The 18,344-nt window shown below is 67.2% G+C and carries 13 protein-coding genes; 4 read left to right on the top strand and 9 right to left on the bottom strand.

Annotated features, from left to right (window positions below):
- Window positions 1–43: 43 nt before the first annotated feature.
- Window positions 44–913 carry a CoA ester lyase gene (locus ACF8O7_RS20755; protein WP_126312734.1) on the bottom strand — a complete coding sequence of 290 codons (870 nt, stop codon included), beginning with the start codon at window positions 911–913 and terminating at the stop codon, window positions 44–46.
- Window positions 914–988: 75 nt separating this feature from the next.
- On the opposite strand from ACF8O7_RS20755, the gene ACF8O7_RS20750 reads away from it, so the two are divergent.
- Window positions 989–1,906: a LysR family transcriptional regulator gene (locus ACF8O7_RS20750; protein ID WP_016446874.1), complete on the top strand. Its 918-nt coding sequence runs from the start codon at window positions 989–991 to the stop codon at window positions 1,904–1,906.
- Window positions 1,907–1,915: 9 nt separating this feature from the next.
- Here the strand turns inward: ACF8O7_RS20750 and ACF8O7_RS20745 are convergent, their stop codons facing one another.
- The gene (locus ACF8O7_RS20745) at window positions 1,916–2,824 is read right to left on the bottom strand and encodes a LysR family transcriptional regulator (protein ID WP_193616004.1); all 909 of its coding nucleotides are present in this window, start codon (window positions 2,822–2,824) and stop codon (window positions 1,916–1,918) included.
- 107 nt (window positions 2,825–2,931) lie between these two features.
- Here ACF8O7_RS20745 and tam point away from each other — a divergent pair, with 107 nt between their 5' ends.
- Window positions 2,932–3,705, top strand: a complete 774-nt coding sequence (gene tam / locus ACF8O7_RS20740) for a trans-aconitate 2-methyltransferase (protein ID WP_193616005.1) — start codon at window positions 2,932–2,934, stop codon at window positions 3,703–3,705.
- Window positions 3,706–3,724: 19 nt separating this feature from the next.
- On the opposite strand, the gene ACF8O7_RS20735 is transcribed toward tam, so the two are convergent.
- A complete protein-coding gene (locus tag ACF8O7_RS20735) occupies window positions 3,725–4,120 on the bottom strand; it encodes a VOC family protein (RefSeq protein ID WP_016454836.1) in 396 nt (131 codons plus the stop codon).
- A 148-nt stretch (window positions 4,121–4,268) separates the two neighbouring features.
- Between ACF8O7_RS20735 and ACF8O7_RS20730 the strand changes: the two genes are divergently transcribed.
- Window positions 4,269–5,498 carry a nucleoside recognition domain-containing protein gene (locus ACF8O7_RS20730; protein ID WP_047327730.1) on the top strand — a complete coding sequence of 410 codons (1,230 nt, stop codon included), beginning with the start codon at window positions 4,269–4,271 and terminating at the stop codon, window positions 5,496–5,498.
- A 143-nt stretch (window positions 5,499–5,641) separates the two neighbouring features.
- Here ACF8O7_RS20730 and sbcB read toward each other — a convergent pair whose 3' ends face one another.
- The 5 genes from sbcB to dnaE form a co-directional block, all read right to left on the bottom strand.
- Window positions 5,642–7,081 (bottom strand): exodeoxyribonuclease I, encoded by a 1,440-nt coding sequence (gene sbcB, locus ACF8O7_RS20725; RefSeq protein WP_126312736.1) that lies wholly within the window; start codon window positions 7,079–7,081, stop codon window positions 5,642–5,644.
- 37 nt (window positions 7,082–7,118) lie between these two features.
- Window positions 7,119–8,573: a cardiolipin synthase gene (gene cls, locus ACF8O7_RS20720; protein ID WP_126312737.1), complete on the bottom strand. Its 1,455-nt coding sequence runs from the start codon at window positions 8,571–8,573 to the stop codon at window positions 7,119–7,121.
- A gap of 83 nt (window positions 8,574–8,656) precedes the next feature.
- The gene (gene clpA / locus ACF8O7_RS20715) at window positions 8,657–10,993 is read right to left on the bottom strand and encodes an ATP-dependent Clp protease ATP-binding subunit ClpA (RefSeq protein WP_126312738.1); all 2,337 of its coding nucleotides are present in this window, start codon (window positions 10,991–10,993) and stop codon (window positions 8,657–8,659) included.
- A gap of 63 nt (window positions 10,994–11,056) precedes the next feature.
- Window positions 11,057–11,434 (bottom strand): ATP-dependent Clp protease adapter ClpS, encoded by a 378-nt coding sequence (gene clpS, locus ACF8O7_RS20710; RefSeq protein WP_016454840.1) that lies wholly within the window; start codon window positions 11,432–11,434, stop codon window positions 11,057–11,059.
- Window positions 11,435–11,567: 133 nt separating this feature from the next.
- The gene (dnaE, locus tag ACF8O7_RS20705; protein ID WP_017404787.1) at window positions 11,568–15,101 is read right to left on the bottom strand and encodes a DNA polymerase III subunit alpha; all 3,534 of its coding nucleotides are present in this window, start codon (window positions 15,099–15,101) and stop codon (window positions 11,568–11,570) included.
- Window positions 15,102–15,313: 212 nt separating this feature from the next.
- Here dnaE and ACF8O7_RS20700 point away from each other — a divergent pair, with 212 nt between their 5' ends.
- Entirely contained in the window at window positions 15,314–16,105 is a 792-nt protein-coding gene (locus ACF8O7_RS20700; RefSeq protein WP_016446863.1) for an outer membrane protein assembly factor BamD, read from the top strand.
- Here ACF8O7_RS20700 and ACF8O7_RS20695 read toward each other — a convergent pair.
- Complete coding sequence (locus ACF8O7_RS20695; protein WP_280047899.1) at window positions 16,068–18,215, bottom strand: ATP-dependent DNA helicase; 2,148 nt, start codon at window positions 18,213–18,215, stop codon at window positions 16,068–16,070. The two genes, ACF8O7_RS20700 and ACF8O7_RS20695, sit on opposite strands and share 38 nt — an antisense overlap.
- Between the last annotated feature and the right edge of the window lie 129 nt (window positions 18,216–18,344).

The raw sequence follows: 18,344 nt of genomic DNA, 5'->3' as shown, positions 1-18,344 counted from the left end.
CCGGCATGCAGGACGCCGGTACACCGGAATGCCAGAACCCTATTCAGGCCACCAGCAGCCCCTGTGCATGCGCCGCAGCCACGATGGCCTGGGCACGCAGCACAAAGGGCTTGTCCACCATCTTTCCGTCCACCACATAGGCGCCCAGCGCATTGGCGTCAGCCTCGCGGGCCGCCTGGACCACCTTCAGCGAGTGGGAAATCTCCTGCTCGGTCGGCTGGTAGACCGCATTGGCCAGCGCAACCTGGCTGGGGTGTATGCACGTCTTGCCCAGAAAGCCCAGGCCGCGCGACAGCCGCGCCTCGGCGCTGAAGCCGTCGCTGTCGCGGATGTCGGCAAAGGCGCCGTCATAGGCATAGATGCCTGCCTCGGCAGCGGCCATGCGCACGGCAAGCAGTACCTGGGCAATGGCGGCGGGCTCGCGCCGGTTCACGCCAAAGGGCTCGAACAGGTCGCCCAGCCCCATCTGCAGGCCGGCCACGCTGGCGTGGGCGCCGGCCAGTTCGGCAGCGCAGCGCAGGGCGCGGGGTGTTTCGATGTTGAGCAGCAGGCCAGGCGCCTGGGGCACGCCGTTGGCATCTGCCGCATCGGCAATGCGCTGTGCGGCCTCACACACCTGCTGCACGGTCTCGGGCTTGGGCAGGTTGATGAGGTGCACGCCGTCGCGCACCATCTCGGCGATGTCGGCTCCGAAATGCGGCGTGTCCATGGCGTTGACGCGCACGATCAGCGTCTTGCCGTGGCCCCGGCTTTCAGGGCTGAGCAGGAAGCTGCGCAGCAGGCCGCGCGCCTCGTCCTTGCGGGCTTCGGCCACCGCGTCCTCCAGGTCGAAGGACAGCGCGTCGGCCTCGCCGGCCAGTGCCTTGGCGAACAGCTCGGGACGCGATGCGGGAACAAACAGTTTGCTTCTCATGGCCCGCATTGTGGGCGGCAGAAAGCCAAGAGAAACACAGGTAATATTTGTTCAAACCACACAAATTCTTTGTTTATGGAAACCAGCTACCTGCACAGCTTCCTGCTTGTGGTGGAGACCGGCTCCATGGCCGAGGCCGCGCGGCGCCTGGACATCACGGCCGCCGCCGTGGCCCAGCAGATCCGCATCCTGGAGCGCGAGTTCGACGCCCCCCTGCTGGCCCGCGCAGGCCGCACCGTGCTGCCCACCCCGGCCGGCCACCGCCTGGCCCAATCCGCGCCGCAGTTGCTGCGCGAACTGGCCAATGCTAAGACCCATGTCAGCCAGGAAGGCACGGCCGGGGAACTGGTCATAGGCACCATCAACACGGCGCTGCACAGCCTGCTGCCCGACATCCTGGCCGGCTTCGTGAAGAAGTGCCCTGACGCCAAGGTGTTCCTGCGGTCGGCCACCACGCGCGAGCTGTACGAGGCCGTGCGGCAGGGCGAGCTGGATGCGGCGGTCTGCCTGCACCCCTCGTTCGCCCTGGCCAAGACCTTCGACTGGACACTGCTGCGCGAGGAGCCGCTGGTGCTGCTGGTGCCGCGCCAGCTGGCGCACCTGGACCCGCACACGCTGCTGCGCACCCAGCCGCTGATCCGCTATGACCGCAGCCTGGGCGGCGGCCAGATGGTGGAGCGCTACCTGCGCGCCGCGCAGATCGCTCCCCAGGAGCGCTTTGAACTGAGCTCGCTGGTGGCGATTGCCATGATGGTGGACAGGGGCCTGGGCGTCTCCCTGGTGCCCGACACAGCCCTGAACCTGCCCGATGGCCAGGGCGTGGTGCGGCTGGCCCTGCCCGAGGAATCGCAGTCGCGGCGCTTCGGTGTGATGTGGCTGCGCTCTTCGGCACGCCTGCCGCTGATCCACAAGCTGGTGGAATGCGCGCGCACCGTGGTCAGGCAGCGCGGCGGTCCTCGCGCTGCCGCACGCGCAGCAACCAGGTCACCATAGTCCGCACCTTCAGGACTCCGCCACGGCCGCCGTGGCAACCAGGTCCTGGAACCTGCGCAGCACCGCAGACGCATCGCCCACGCGCGTGGCCAGATGCAGCGGAGCGGCCAGCCCCGGGCATTGCGACAGCGTGCGGTAGGCAATGCCGTCGCTGCGCAGGCGCTGCATGGAGGCCGGCACGATGGACAGCCCCAGCCCTGCCGAGACCAGGCTCAGCGTCGCCGTCATGCGCGGCGCCTCCTGCACCACGCGCGGGCTGAAACCCGCCTCCAGGCAGGCCTTGAGAATGGCGTCGTACAGGCCCTGCCCCACCCTGCGCCGGTACAGCACGAAATCCTCCGAGGCGAGCTGCGGCAAAGGCACGGGCCGGCGCAATGGGCGTGCCAGCGCATGCCCTGCCGGCAGGGCCAGCAGCATGGGCTCCTCCAGAATCGGCACGGCCTGCAGCCCCTGGCTGCCATGCAGGGGCGAGCGCACAAAGGCCGCGTCCAGCCGCTCTTGCAGCAATGCATCCATGAGCTCGCCCGTGCCCGCCTCCTCCAGCGCCACCGCGACGCCGGGCACCTGCTGGCGGAACATGCGCAGCACGCCGGGCACGAAGGGATGCAGTGCGGCAGAGCTGGTGAAACCCACGGCCAGCCGGCCCGTATCGCCGCGGGCGGCACGGCCCACCACTTCGGCCAGCCCATCGGAGCGGGCCAGCAGCGCCCTGGCCTCTTCCAGCAGCGCCAGCCCCGCCGCCGTGGGCCGCACGCCGCGCGGCAGGCGCTGCACCAACTCCACGCCCAATTCGTGCTCAAGGCCCTGCAGCAATCGCGTCAGCGGCGGCTGCTGCATGCCCAGGCGCTCGGCCGCGCGGGTGATGTGGCCTTCCTCGGCGATGGCGACAAAGGCGCGCAGTTGGCGAAGCTCGGGCACATCAATACTTTCAAGGTATGGGAAGGCTTCGATTGTGGCATTTGCAATCATGAATGGACGGATTTACGCTCGCGCCCCACAAGCACACCTACCTGAAAGGCAACACGATGACCTGGTCCGCAAAGCAGTACACAACGTTCGAGCAGGAACGCACCCGCCCCGTGCGCGACCTGGTGGCCGCCATTCCCGATCTGCCTGGCCGCGCCGTGCGGCTGGCCGTGGACCTGGGCTGCGGCCCCGGCAACTCCACCGAGGTCCTGGCCCAGCGCTTCCCCGGGGCCACCATGACGGGACTGGACAATTCCGAGGACATGCTGGATGCCGCACGCAAGCGGCTGCCGGGCACGGCCTTCTGCCTGGCCGACATCGCCACCTGGCAGCCCGACCAGCCGCAGGACGTGATCCTGGCCAATGCCTCGCTGCAGTGGCTGCCCGACCACCAGCAGCTTTACCCGCGCCTTGTCAGCCACCTGGCCCCCGGTGGCAGCCTGGCCGTGCAGACGCCGGACAACCTGGAAGAACCGGCCCACCGGCTGGCGCGCGAAGTGGCCGCCAGCGGCCCATGGGCTGCCACGATTGGCGATGTGCGCCACCCCGCACGTCACAGCGCGGACTTCTACTACGCACTGCTTCGCCCGCACTGCAGCAACGTCGATGTCTGGCGCACCACCTACTTCCACCCGCTGGCGGGCGGCCATGCCGCGGTGGTTGAGTGGTTCAAGGGTTCGGCGCTGCGTCCCTTCGTCGCGCCGCTGGACGAGGAGCAAAAGGCCGGCTTCTACGCAGCGTATCTGCAGGCCATCTCCCAGGCCTACCCCGCGCTGGACGATGGCACGGTGCTGCTGCCCTTCCCCAGGCTGTTCATCGTGGCCAGCCGCTGAAGCAGCGCGCCTTCGGCCCTCAGCGCGCCGGATGCAACTCGATGAGATCCCACAGATTGCCGTAGAGGTCTTCGAACACGGCCACGGTGCCGTGGGGCTTGCGCTGGGGATCCTGCACAAAGCGCACGCCGCGCGAGCGGTAGGCTTCGAAGTCGCGCAGGCAGTCGTCGGTCTGCAGGAACAGGAACACGCGCCCGCCGGTCTGGTTACCCACGCGCGCGGCCTGTTCCTCATTCGTGGCACGAGCCAGCAGCAGGCGCACACCGCCGCCACCGGGGGCCACGGTAACCCAGCGCTTGCCCTCGGACAGGGCGGTGTCCTCGATCAGCACGAAGCCCAGCGCGCCCACATAAAAGCGCAGCGCCTCGTCATAGTCGCGCACGGCGACGCTCACCTGTCCTATCACCTGGGGCATGGAATCCTTTGCAGCAATGGTGCGGTCCTCGGACCACGGGGCCGCGAGGATAACGGAGCCCTGTCAATGCCCTGCCGCCCTGGCCCGTAAGCCCTGCGGCTGGCCCCACAATGGCGGCTTGCAATTGCCTCGTGAGGGACGGGAATCCATGCTGAATGCCTTGTGGCTGGGCTTTTTTCTGGTGGCGGCCGTGGCTGCGCTGGCGCAATGGCTGGTCGGCGGCCAGGCCGGGATTTTCTCGGCCATGGTGCAGGCGCTGTTTGCCATGGCCAGGCTGTCGGTCGAGGTCATGGTGCTGCTGTTCGGCACGCTGACGCTGTGGCTGGGCTTTCTGCGCATCGCAGAGAAGGCCGGCGTGGTGGAGTGGCTGGCGCGCGTGCTGGGCCCGTTGTTCGCCAGGCTCATGCCCGAGGTGCCGCGCGGCCATCCGGCCCTGGGCCTGATCACGCTGAACTTCGCGGCCAACGGGCTGGGACTGGACAACGCGGCCACGCCCATGGGCCTGAAGGCCATGCGCTCGCTGCAGGAGCTCAATCCCCGGCCCGACACCGCCACCAATGCGCAGATCCTGTTCCTGGTGCTCAATGCGTCGTCGCTGACCTTGCTGCCCGTGACCATCTTCATGTACCGCATGCAGCAGGGTGCGCCCGATCCCACCCTGGTCTTTCTACCGATCTTGCTGGCAACCTCGGCCTCGACCCTGGTCGGCCTGCTGGCCGTGGCCGTCGTGCAGAGGCTGCCGCTGTGGAGCCCCGTGGTGCTGGGCTACCTGCTGCCGCTGGGCCTGGCGCTGGCGAGCTTCATGGCCTTTCTGGCCACGCTGTCGGCGGCCGCGCTGGCGCAGCTGTCATCGCTGCTGGGCAACCTGACGCTGTTTGCCCTGATCGTGCTGTTCGTCACCCTGGGCGCCTGGCGCAAGGTCGCGGTCTACGACAGCTTCATCGAGGGCGCCAAGGAAGGCTTTGACGTGGCCAAGGGCCTGCTGCCCTATCTGGTGGCCATGCTCTGCGCCGTGGGCGTGTTCCGCGCATCGGGCGCGCTGGAGTATGCGCTGTCGGGCATACGCTGGGTGGTCGATGCCATGGGCATGGACGCCCGCTTCGTGGACGCCCTGCCCACGGCCCTGGTCAAACCCTTCTCGGGCAGCGCGGCGCGCGCCATGCTGATCGAGACCATGCAGACCCAGGGCGTGGACAGCTTCGCCGCCCTGGTGGCCGCCACCATCCAGGGCAGCACCGAAACCACTTTCTACGTCCTGGCCGTCTACTTCGGCGCCGTAGGCATACAGCGCGCCCGTCACGCCGTGCCCTGCGCCCTCATCGCCGAACTGGCCGGCGTGGTGGCGGCCATCGTGGTCTGCTACAAGTTCTTTGGCTGAAGGCACAAATGGGCGCTGCGCCTGAAGCCGACGCGGCCCAAGGCGAGGAACGCCGAGCAAGGGCCTACGCCACCCGCCCCGCCTCGCCCCGCCGCGAGAGTGTCGCACCTCTCGGGAGAAGCCGCGCAGCGGCTCAGGGGGAACTAAAGTTCCGGCATGATCGCCTCGGCATAGTCATACAGCGCCCCCAGGATCTCCTCGCCGCGCTCGTCGGCAGTTTCCGATAGCTGATCGACCATGGCAAACATCTGCTCGGCCGTGCGAGCGCCGCCCTTGCCTTCGATCAGGCAGGCCGCGCAGTGCTGCAGCCAGCGCTGGCGCTCGGCCGGGTTCAGGCTGGCGGGGAAGTTGCGGGCGCGGTAGCGGAACAGCAGCTCGGTCAGGCGTGCATCGTCGAAGCCCGTGCGGTCCAGCACCAGCTCCTGCGCGGACAGGCTGCGCAGGTGGTTCAGGCGGCGCCGGTCCTCATTGCCCACGAAACCGCCGTACAGGTCCTGGTCGGCATCCAGCCCTTCCTGCGCAGGGCGCTGGTGAACGGCACGCCACAGCGCGCTCATGTCGGGCAGGTCCCGTGCAATGGCCGCATGGCCCATGCACTGCTCCACATCGATGCCCCATTGCGCGGCCATGGCCGGGCTCAGCGTCTTGAGGCTGCCGACCACCATGGGCGACTTGTTGACGTGGATGCTCTTGATGGGCAGGCGCTGCATGCCTTCGGGCAGGTCGGCCGCGCGCGAGAACAGGCGCAGGCGCAGCGTGTCCACGTCGATGGAGGCCAGCTCGGACGGGTCCTGCGCCAGATCCCAGCAGATGATCTCGTTCTTGTTGGTGGGGTGCGTGGCCAGCGGCCACATGACGGCGATGCAGCCGCGCTCGGGCCGGATCATGCCGCTGACGTGCAGGAAGGGCCTGGCATGCGTCGGCTCGGCCGGCAGGCCCATTTCCTGCAGCACACGGTCCTTCTTGTGCAGCGAGAAGGCGAAGTCGAACAATCTGGGCTGGACCTTGCGGATCAGCCGGGCCAGCCCGATGGTGGCACGCACGTCGGACAGGGCATCGTGCGCCTTCTCGTGCAGCAGGCCGTTGGCGCGGGCCAGGTCCTCGAGCTTGAAGCTTGGAGATCCATCCTCCTTTTTCGGCCAGACAATGCCTTCGGGGCGCAGCGCATAGACCATGCGCACCACGTCGAGCAGGTCCCAGCGCCCGCAGCCGTTTTGCCATTCGCGCGCATAGGGGTCGATGAGGTTGCGCCAGAACATGAAGCGCGTGATCTCGTCGTCAAAACGGATGGTGTTGTAGCCCACGCCCACGGTGCCGGCCTGGGCCAGTTCCGCCTCGATGCGGGCGGCGAACTGGGCCTCGGGCATGCCCTGCTCCAGGCATTGCTGGGGCGTGATGCCGGTGATCAGGCAGGACTGCGGATCGGGCAGGTAGTCGCCTGCCGGCTGGCAATACCACATGACGGGCTCGCCGATTTCATTGAGTTCCGCATCCGTGCGGATGCCCGCGAATTGCGCGGGCCGGTCATAGCGCGGCTGGGCGCCGAAGGTCTCGTAGTCGTGCCAGAAGAAGGTATGGGCCATCGGGCGAGTATGCCTGCGAAAAAAGTGCGTCCGGACATCACAGCAAGGGTGAGCAAAGGCGCGCGCCGGAGTCGAACAGGCGCAGTGCGAAGCCCAGGTCGCGCTTGAAATGCACGCGCTGCGCCTGCTCCAGGTCCAGCTCGAACTGGCGCGCCAGGTCGCCATTGAGCTGGGGCCCGTAGGCGATGGCGCAGACTTCGTAGTTCAGGAAGAAGCTGCGGTAGTCGAAGTTGGCCGTGCCGATGATGGAGATGCTGCCGTCCACCACCAGCGTCTTGGAGTGCAGCATGCGCGCCTTGTATTCGTAGACGCGCACGCCGCAGCGGATCAGTTCGTCGTAGTAGGAGCGCGCGGCCGCCGTGACCAGGGCCGAATCGGAGCGGCGCGGCACCAGCAGCTGCACATCCACGCCGCGCAGCGAGGCATTGGTGAGCGCGGCCAGCGCGGCCTCCGTGGGAACGAAGTACGGCGTGGTCAGCCAGACACGCTCCTCGGCCGCATTGATGGCCGCAAGATGGGCGCGGTAGATGGCCTGCAGGCCGTTGTCGGGGCCGGAGGTGATGATCTGCACGGGCAGCGGGCCCTCGGGCGCGTCCGGCAGCAGCAGGTCGATGTCGGCGGGCTCGCTCTTGGGGTCCTTTTCGAGGGCGTAGGCCCAGTCCTCGAGGAACACGGTCTGCAGCCAGTTGACGATGGCGCCCTCCAGGCGCAGGTGCACGTCGTGGTAGGCATCGGGCATGACACGCGCGTTCTCTTCGTCGGTCACGTTGACGCCGCCCGTGAAGCCCACCTTGCCGTCGCACACCAGGATCTTGCGGTGGGTGCGGAAGTTGATGACCGGGCGCAGCCGCCGGCCGATCTTGGTGCCATGGAACAGCGCGACCTCGGCGCCCGCATCCTCCAGCGGCTGCAGAAAGCGCCGCCCCAGCTTCTTGGAGCCCAGGGCATCCACCAGCAGGCGCACCTGTATGCCTGCGCGGGCCCGCTGTATCAGCAGGTCGCGCAGGGCCGTGCCGGTCTGGTCGGGCTCGAAGATGTAGTACTCGAGGTGGATGTGGTGGCGCGCGGCATTCACCGCGTCGATGATGGCGTCGAAGGTGGCCGCGCCACCGACCAGCAGCCGCAGGTCGGTGGCCGTGCTCACCGGAAAGTCGCTGGTGGCGGCCACCAGTCGCGCGACCTGGTGCAGGCGCTCGGGACTGCCGGGCATGCGCTCGCGCAGCCGCTGCACGCCCGAGCGCACGCGCGATGTCTTGCGCGCGCGCAGCCGCTTGATGCGCTGGCGCTTGAGCCGTTGCGGGCCGAAGAAATAGTAGATGGCCAGCCCGCCCACGGGAATCGCCGCCATGGACAGCAGCCAGCTCAGTGTGGCCACGGGTGCGCTGCGCTGCAAAAGGATCCACACCGCGACGATCACCACATAGACCGACCAGGTCACCGACAGCAGCAGCAGCGCATTCTCATGGGTCAGGTACTGACGAAGCCACTCCACAAAGACTCCTTCGGGCGGATCAAAGAAAAAGCCGGCAGCCCGGGGGGCTGTCGGCTTGCGCGATGGGCATCAGGCGATGCACATCAGTCGGCGGTGGCCTCTTTGGGCTCGGCCGGCTCGGAAGCCGGGTCCTGCCTGGGCTGGGGCGTGATGTCGAGCCTGACCTCGCCCTTGTCGGCATCGTCGGCGTCGGCCACCCAGTCCACTTCCAGGCGGCCACCGTCGACCAGCTGCCCGAACAGCAGCTCGTCGGCCAGCGAGCGCCGGATGGTGTCCTGGATCAGGCGCTGCATGGGACGGGCGCCCATGAGCGGATCGAAGCCCTTCCTGGCCAGGTGCTTGCGCAGCGCGTCGGTAAAGGTGACCTCCACGCGCTTTTCGGCAAGCTGCTGCTCCAGTTGCAGCAGGAACTTGTCGACCACGCGCAGGATGACCTGCTCGTCCAGCGGCTTGAAGCTGACGATGGCGTCCAGACGGTTGCGGAACTCCGGCGTGAACAGGCGCTTGATGTCGCCCATTTCGTCGCCGGCCTGGCGCGGGTTGGTGAAGCCGATCGAGGCCTTGTTGATGGTCTCTGCACCCGCGTTCGTGGTCATGATGAGGATCACGTTGCGGAAGTCGGCCTTGCGCCCGTTGTTGTCCGTCAGCGTGCCGTGGTCCATGACCTGCAGCAGCACGTTGAAGATGTCCGGATGCGCCTTCTCGATTTCGTCGAGCAGCAGCACCGAATGCGGCTTCTTGGTCACGGCCTCGGTCAGCAGGCCGCCCTGGTCAAAGCCCACATAGCCCGGAGGCGCGCCGATCAGGCGGCTGACGGCATGGCGCTCCATGTACTCCGACATGTCGAAGCGGATCAGGTCCACGCCCAAAATGTAGGCCAGCTGCTTGGCCGCTTCCGTCTTGCCCACGCCGGTGGGGCCCGAGAACAGGAAGGAGCCGATCGGCTTGTCCGGCTTGCCCAGGCCCGAGCGCGCCATCTTGACCGAGGAGGCCAGCGCTTCAAGCGCCTTGTCCTGGCCGAAGACCACGCTCTTGAGGTCGCGCTCCAGCGTCTGCAGCTTGCTGCGGTCGTCGTTGGACACGTTGGCAGGCGGAATGCGCGCGATCTTGGCCACGATGGCCTCGATCTCGGCCTTGTCGATGGTCTGCTTGCGCTGCTCCACCGGAATGATGCGCTGCGCGGCGCCGGCCTCGTCGATCACGTCGATGGCCTTGTCGGGCAGGTGGCGGTCATTGATGTACTTGGCCGACAGCTCGGCCGCAGCCTGCAGGGCGGCGGCGGCGTACTGCACGCTGTGGTGCTCCTCGAAGCGCGACTTCAGGCCCTTGAGGATGTCAACGGTCTCGGCCACCGTGGGCTCGACCACATCCACCTTCTGGAAGCGCCGCGACAGGGCCGCGTCCTTCTCGAAGATGCCGCGGTACTCGGTGAACGTGGTGGCGCCGATGCACTTGAGCTGGCCGCTGGACAGCGCCGGCTTGAGCAGGTTGGACGCGTCCAGCGTGCCGCCCGAAGCGGCGCCCGCGCCGATCAGCGTGTGGATCTCGTCGATGAACAGGATGGCGTTGGGCTTGTCCTTCAGCGACTTGAGCACGCCCTTGAGGCGCTGCTCGAAATCGCCACGGTACTTGGTGCCTGCCAGCAGCGCGCCCATGTCCAGCGAATAGACCACGGCCTCGGTCAGCACCTCGGGCACCTTGCCTTCGGTGATGCGCCAGGCCAGGCCTTCGGCGATCGCGGTCTTGCCCACGCCGGCCTCGCCGACCAGCAGCGGGTTGTTCTTGCGGCGGCGGCACAGGATCTGGATGGTGCGCTCGACCTCGTAGTCGCGCCCGATCAGCGGATCGATCTTGCCGTCCTTGGCCGCCTGGTTGAGGTTCAGCGTGAACTGCTCCAGGGGCGAGGCCTTTTCGTTGCGTTCGCCACCGGCACCCTCTTCGGATTCCGCAGGGTTCTCCGCCTTCGCAGGCTCGGGCGGCTCGCCCTTCTTGATGCCGTGGGCGATGAAATTGACCACGTCCAGGCGCGTCACGCCCTGCTGGTGCAGGTAGTAGACGGCATGCGAGTCCTTTTCACCGAAGATGGCCACGAGCACGTTGGCGCCCGTGACTTCCTTCTTGCCGTTGCCGGTCGATTGCACATGCATGATGGCGCGCTGAATCACACGCTGGAAACCCAGCGTGGGCTGCGTGTCCACTTCGTCGGTGCCCGCGACCTGGGGCGTGTTGTCCTTGATGAAGTTGGACAGGGCCGAGCGCAGGTCATCGATGTTGGCTGAGCAGGCGCGCAGCACTTCCGCTGCACTGGGGTTGTCCAGCAGGGCCAGCAGCAGGTGTTCCACGGTGATGAACTCGTGGCGCTGCTGGCGTGCTTCGACAAAGGCCATGTGCAAGCTGACTTCCAGTTCCTGGGCGATCATTGATGACTCCTTTTCGCTTGCTGGGGATTATTGACTGCAACCATAAATCAGGGCGGCCCGGGTTTATTCAACAGGCTCGAACATGGCCTGCAACGGATGGCCCGCTTTCTGGGCGGCCTGCAGCACCTGCTCGACCTTGGTGGCCGCCACATCGCGCGAGTACACGCCGCAGACGCCGCGGCCGTCGAGATGGATCTTGAGCATGATCTGGGTGGCCGTTTCGCGGTCCTTGCCGAAGAGTTCCTGCAGGACGATGATGACGAATTCCATGGGCGTGAAGTCATCGTTGAGCATCACGACCTGGTACATCTGCGGCGGCTGCACGCGCTGGCGCCGCCGCTCCAGCACCACGGCGCCGTCGTCATCGGACACGGGCCGCACTGTGGGAATGGCAGGAGGGGTCGAAGGGGGTTGGGTTGCCATGAAAATCATTCTAGCCATCGGAGCCACTGTTTTCCGGAAGGGATATGCGAGGCGTGCCTGAAGAATTCAAGCGCGGCGCCTGCCCGGGCTGGCCAGCACGCACCAAAGCAGTGCCTGCTTGCCGCCACCGGGCGCTGCGCCACCTTGCGCGTCATTCGTAGACCACCTTGACCTGGGCGCTGCCCGCCTGGGCATACCAGGCGGCCAGGGCCGCGTCGCTGGGATAGAAGCGGCTGCCGTCGCCCAGGGCCAGCTCGCAGCTGGCCGAGCCGCGCTCGTCCTCGCAGACCAGTCCCAGGCGCACTTTCATGCCGCGCTGCAGCTCGCCATGCTCGCCCTGCTCCACCACGGCGGGAAACTGGCGCAGCAGGCCGACCACGTCGGGCATCTTCTCGCCCACGCTGACCTGCAGGTAGCGCGCGAAGCGGCAGCGCGCATCGGCCAGGTTGAACAGCTGCTGTGCCTTCATGCGCAGGCCACCGCTGAAGTGGTCCAGCTGCAGGCGCCCGGTGATGACGACGAATTCGTCGTCCTTGAGCAGATCGCGATAGGTATTGAGCGTGTTCTCGTCCACCGAGGCCTCGATCACGCCCGAGCCGTCATCGATCTTGAACAGGCCCAGCCGCCCGCGCTGGCCATTGATGGCGCGGAAGTCGCTGATGATGCCGGCCAGGGTCTGGGGCTCGCGGCTGTCGCGCAGCTCGGCCAGCGGCGTGCGCACGAAGCGGCGCACCTCCTTTTCGACCTCGTCGAACAGATGGCCCGACAGGTAAAAGCCCACGGCGGTCTTTTCCTGGGTCAGCCTCTCCTTCACGCCCCAGGGCAAGGCATCGGCCAGGGGCGGCTCCTGGGTGCTGGAGCCCACGGCGTCCTCGCCCATCATGTCGAACAGCCCGCCCTGGTTGGCATTGGCCAGCGTCTTGTTGGCGAACTCGAAGGCATGGTCGATGGAGGCCACCAGGGCCGCGCGGTTCAGTTCGATGGCATCGAAGGCACCGCCCTTGATCAGGGCTTCCAGCGTGCGCTTGTTCAGGCGCGTGCGGTCCACGCGCACGCAGAAGTCGGCCAGGCTCTTGAACGGCCCCTTGTCGGCGCCGCGCGGGCCCACGCCGCGGCCTTCACGGGCCGCGATGATGGCCTCGATGGCCTGCTGGCCCGTGCCCTTGATGGCACCCAGGCCATAGCGTATGACCTTGTCGGTGACGGGCTCGAAGCGGTACATGCCGCGGTTGACATCCGGCGGCTCGAAGCTGATGCCCATCTTGAGCGCGTCTTCGTACAGCACCTTGAGCTTGTCGGTGTTGTCCATTTCCACGGTCATGTTCCCGCAGTAGAACTCGGCCGTGTAGTGCACCTTCAGCCAGGCCGTGTGATAGGCCAGCAGCGAGTAGGCGGCGGCGTGCGACTTGTTGAAGCCGTAGCCCGCGAACTTCTCCATCAGGTCGAAGACCTCGTCGGCCTTTTCCTCGCTGATGCCCTGCTTGGCCGCGCCCTCGCGGAAGATCCCGCGGTGCATGACCATTTCCTCGACCTTCTTTTTGCCCATGGCACGGCGCAAGAGGTCGGCGCCGCCCAGCGAGTAGCCGCCCAGCACCTGGGCCGTCTGCATCACCTGCTCCTGGTAGACCATGATCCCGTAGGTTTCGGCCAGCACCTTTTCGACCAGCGGATGCGGATACTCCACCACTTCCTTGCCGTGCTTGCGCGCCACGAAGCTGGGAATCAGGTCCATGGGTCCCGGGCGGTACAGGGCGTTCAGGGCGATCAGGTCTTCCAGCCGGCTGGGCTTGGCGTCGCGCAACATGCCCTGCATGCCGCGCGATTCAAACTGGAACACGGCCTCGGTCTTGCCCTCGGAAAACAGCTGGTAGGTGCGCGCATCGTCCAGCGGGATGTTCTCGAATGCGAAGTTCTCCTGGCCCTTGTGGCGCTTGATGATGAACTCGCGCGCAATCTCCAGGATGGTCAGCGTGGCCAGGCCCAGAAAGTCGAACTTCACCAGGCCCACGGCCTCCACATCGTCCTTGTCGTACATGGCCACGGCCGAGTCGCTGCCCGGCTGCTGGTACAGCGGGCAGAAATCGGCCAGCTTGCCCGGGGCAATCACCACGCCGCCCGCGTGCATGCCAATGTTGCGTGTCATGCCTTCGAGCTTCTGGGCCATTTCAATCAGTGTCTTGACGTCTTCTTCTTTGTCGATGCGCTCGGCCAACATGGGCTCGGCCTCGATGGCGTAGGTGTACTTGTCGCCCTCCTTCTTGGGGTTGGGCGGGTACTTGAGCGTGACGTGCAGGCCAGGCTTGTTGGGAATGAGCTTGGAGATGCCATCGCAGAAGGTGTAGCTCATGTCCAGCACGCGGCCCACGTCGCGGATGGCCGCGCGCGCGGCCATGGTGCCGAAGGTGGCGATCTGGCTGACGGCGTCGCGGCCGTACAGCTGCTTCACATAGTCGATGACGCGGTCGCGGTTGGCCTGGCAGAAGTCCACGTCGAAGTCGGGCATGGACACACGCTCGGGATTGAGGAAACGCTCGAACAGCAGGTTGTATTCCAGCGGGTCCAGGTCCGTGATCTTGAGCACGTAGGCCACCAGCGAGCCGGCGCCCGATCCGCGGCCCGGACCCACGGGACAGCCGTTGAGCTTGGCCCACTTGATGAAGTCACCCACGATGAGGAAGTAGCCCGGAAAGCCCATCTTGAGGATGGTGCCGATCTCGAACTCCAGTCGCTCGACATAGCGTTCGCGCTGGGCCTCGCGCTTGGCGGGGTCGGGATAGAGATGGACCAGGCGCTCCTCCAGTCCCGCAAAGGACTCCTGGCGGAAGAACTCGTCCATGGTCATGCCTTCGGGCACGGGGAAGTTGGGCAGCTGCGGCTTGCCCAGCACCAGCGTCAGGCTGCAGCGACGCGCGATTTCCACGGTGTTGGCGATGGCGCTGGGAATGTCGGCGAACAGCGCCTGCATCTGCGCGACGGTCTTGAAATGCTGGTCGCGCGTGAAGCGGCGCACACGCTTGGGGTTGGCCAGGATCTCGCCCTCGGCGATGCACACGCGCGCCTCGTGCGCTTCGTAGTCGTCGGGGCCGAAGAACTGTATGGGGTGCGTGGCGACCACGGGCAGGTTCAGGCGATCGGCCAGTTGCACGGCGGCCAGCACATGGGCTTCGTCGTCAGGCCGGCCTGCGCGCTGCAGCTCGATGAAGAAGCGGTGCGGGAACATGCTCGCCAGCCGCTGGGCGACGGCTGCTGCGCCGGCCTCGTCACCGCGCATCAGTGCCTGGCCCACCGGGCCGGCCTGGGCGCCGGCCAGCACGATCAGACCTTCGCCCAGCTCCTGCAGCCAGGCCCATGTGTGCACGGCCTGGCCCTTGACCACATTGCGGGTCCAGCCCCGGGCCAGCAGCTCGGACAGGTTGTGGTAGCCCAGCGGGCTTTGCACCAGCACGATGATGCGCGAGATCGCGGCGCCGTTTTCGCCCTCGATCTGGATTTCCGCGCCCAGCACGGGCTTGACGCCCTTGGCCCGGCCTTCGCGATAGAACTTGACGCCGCCAAACAGGTTGTTGAAGTCTGTGACGGCCAGTGCGACCTGCCCATCCTCGGCGGCGGCCTTGACGATGGCGTTGATGCGGTTGGTTCCGTCCACGACGGAAAATTCGGTGTGCAGGCGCAAATGGACAAACATATGGGCGCCATTGTAGAAAGCTCCGCAATGCCGGGACCCGTTCGCGGCCATGCCTTTGCCGCCGCCCCCGCCTGCGGGGCGGGCATCGCAGGCCGTTACAATGCCTCGGCCCGGTTGCGGGAAAATCAGGCTTCATGCGGCCCCTCAGCGCGGCCCGCGTCCCTGCCCGCCAACCCTCTCACCGCCCTTCGATTGCCCGAGAAACGTCCACCATGCAGCGTATTCCCCTGTCCATCGTTCCCGCCGTGCTGGTCGCAGGCGTCCTGACAGCCTGCTCCAGTACGCAACAAGACCCTACTGCCAAGTGGACCCCGGACCGCATCTATACCGAGGCGCGCGACGAAGCCGCGTCCGGTGCGTTCGACAAGGCCGTTCCGCTGTTCGAGAAGCTCGAAGGCCGTGCCGCCGGCACGCCCCTGGCCCAGCAGGCCCAGCTCGACAAGGCCTATGCCCAGTACAAGAGCGGCGACAAGGTCCAGGCCACGGCCACGCTGGACCGCTTCCTGAAGCTGCACCCGGCCAGCCCCGCCACCGACTACGCCCTGTACCTCAAGGGCCTGGTCAACTTCAATGACAACCTGGGCATGTTCTCCTGGCTGTCGCGCCAGGATCTGTCCGAGCGCGACCAGAAGGCCGCCAAGGACTCCTTCGAGTCATTCCGCGAGCTGGTGACGCGCTTCCCCGAGTCGCGCTACGCCGAAGACTCGCGGCTGCGCATGCAGTACATCGTCAACTCGCTGGCGCAGTACGAAGTCCATGTGGCCCGCTACTACTACGGACGCGGCGCCTACGTGGCCGCCATCGCACGTGCGCAGACCGCCGTCAAGGACTACCAGGGCGTGCCCGCCGTGCGCGAGGCCATGCAGATCCTGGTGAACTCATACGATGCACTGGGCATGACCCAGCTGCGTGACGATGCGCAGCGCGTGCTGACCGCCTCGTACGGCCAGGACGCCGACAAGGACGTCACGGCAAAGCAGAAGTCGTGGTGGAAACTGTGGTGACCTGCGGCGCAGGCTGCGCCAGCGCCTGCAGGGCCTGAACAAAGGCCGCCTCGTCCTCCAGGGTCCGCATGGGCGGCAGCGCAGCGCGCAGCCGCCGCCCATAACCCTTGGCGGTCAATCTGGGATCGCAGACCACAAGCACGCCGCGATCCGTCTCGCGCCGGATGAGGCGCCCGGCGCCCTGCTTGAGCGCCATCGCGGCCTCGGGCAGCATGTAGTCGGCAAAGGCCTGCCGGCCCACGGATTCCAGACTGCGCGAACGCGCCTCGACCAGCGGATCGTCGGGCGGCGGAAACGGCAGCTTGTCGATGACCACCAGCTGCAGCGCATCGCCAGGCAGATCCACCCCTTCCCAGAAAGTGGCCGATGCCACGAGAATGCAGCCGCGCCCCGCGCTGGCGCCCTTGCCTTCGCCTGCCGCAACAAAGCGCTCGATCAAGGTCAGCTTGGGCGCCTGCCCCTGGACCAGCACATCGAGTTCACCGAACAGCCCCAGCGACTGCTGCAGCGTGTCGCCTATGGCGTGCAGGGCACGCAGCGTGGTGGTCAGCACCAGGGTGCGGCCGCCCAGGCGCTGGGCCGCATCCAGCGCCAGGCGTGCCACCTCGGCGCTGTGGGCCGGGCTTCCTGCCTCGGCAAAAGGCCGCGGCACATAAAGCGCCGCCTGCCGCGCATAGTCGAAGGGGCTGTCCACGCGCAGCACCTGGGCCTCTCGCAGTCCGCAGGGCTCGGTGAACCAGCTCAGCCGCTCGTCGTCGCCCAGCGTGGCAGAGGTGAAGATCCAGGCGGTGCCCGCTGGCGGCTCGTACGGGGCGGTGGGTGCGTTTTCCTGCGGCTCGGCGTCTTGCCCGCTTCCTTCCTGATGCTCTTGCTCTTGCTCTTGCTCTTGCTCTTGCGCTTGCGTCGGACCCAGCAGCCGCGTGCGCATGATGTGTGCAATGGTCAGCGGAGACTCCAGCATGCGCATCTGCTGGCTGCCCAATTCCAGCCAGCGCACCGTGTCTTGCACGGCCGCCGCCGCGAAGGTGGCCAGGCGCCGCAGCAGTTCGCTGCCGCGCTCGAGCAGCCTGCGCAGTTCGGGATCGCTGACCTGCAATTGCACCAGCGGCTCCACCAGCGCCCGCAGGCTGCGCCCCAGCGTGACCAGGGCCGTGCGCCAGCTCTGGGCGTCCAGTCCCTGCGGCGTCACGCCCTGCCAGGACAGACGTCCGCCCACAGGGGGCTTGCCTGCGGCCAGGCGCAGCTCGCGCAGTGCCTGCTCCACACGCGCCGAGAGCATCATCCAGTCGGCCATGCCGCGTGCCAGTTCCTGGCCGGCGCGCAGCACATCGCGGGCATAGCCCGTCAATTGCTGGCCCGACAGGCTCAGGCCAGCGAACTGCACGCCGGTGTCGTTGAGCTGGTGGGCCTCGTCCACCACCACCACGCCCGCGCTGGGCAGCAGTTGGGCCACACCCGAATCGCGCACGTCGAGGTCGGCAAACATCAGATGGTGGTTGATGACCACCACGTCGGCGTCCAGCGCGGTGCGGCGGGCCACGTTGACATGGCAGTCCTGCCAATGCGGGCAGTCCGAGCCCAGGCAGTTGTCGCGCGTGGAGGTGACCAGGGGCAGCGCGGGCGAGCGCTCGTCCAGCGCGGGCAGCTCGCCCAGGTCACCTGTGCGCGTGGTGCGCGCCCAGCGCTCGACCAGGGCCACGCTGCGCAGCACCTGCGGGTCCTGCGGCGCCGTGCGGCCCTGGCGCACGCGCTCCAGCCGCTCCAGGCACAGGTAGGCGCTGCGCCCCTTGAGGCGCGCCATGCGCAGCGGCATGCCCAGGGCGGCCACCAGACGCGGCAGATCCCGTGCGAACAATTGGTCCTGCAGCGCACGCGTGGCCGTGGACACCAGCACGCGCTGGCCGCTGAGCAGGGCCGGCACCAGATAGGCATAGGTCTTGCCCACGCCCGTGCCGGCCTCCACGACCAGGGTCTGGCGCTCTTCGATGGCCTGGGCCACGGCCAGGGCCATGCGGGTCTGGCCTTCACGCGGCAGGAACTGCGCCTCGGCGCGCGACAGCAGGCCTTGCGGGGCGAAGGCCGCCTGCACGGCGGCGGTCAGGGAATGCACAGGACAGGTCCGGTTGTTGAAAAAGACAGCGCCACGGGAGCCGGGCGAGCCGGCACCGGGGGCAGCGCTCCGATAATATGCGCCATGCCACTGGTGTGCCCATCCACCGCCCCAAGAGCCCACCAAACC

The sequence above is a fragment of the Delftia sp. WSY_16 genome, from assembly GCF_043104415.1.
In the GTDB taxonomy this organism is placed as follows: Bacteria; Pseudomonadota; Gammaproteobacteria; order Burkholderiales; family Burkholderiaceae_C; genus Comamonas; species Comamonas tsuruhatensis.
Note: the sequence above shows the minus strand (reverse complement) of the source record. Positions and strands in the feature narration are given on the sequence as shown.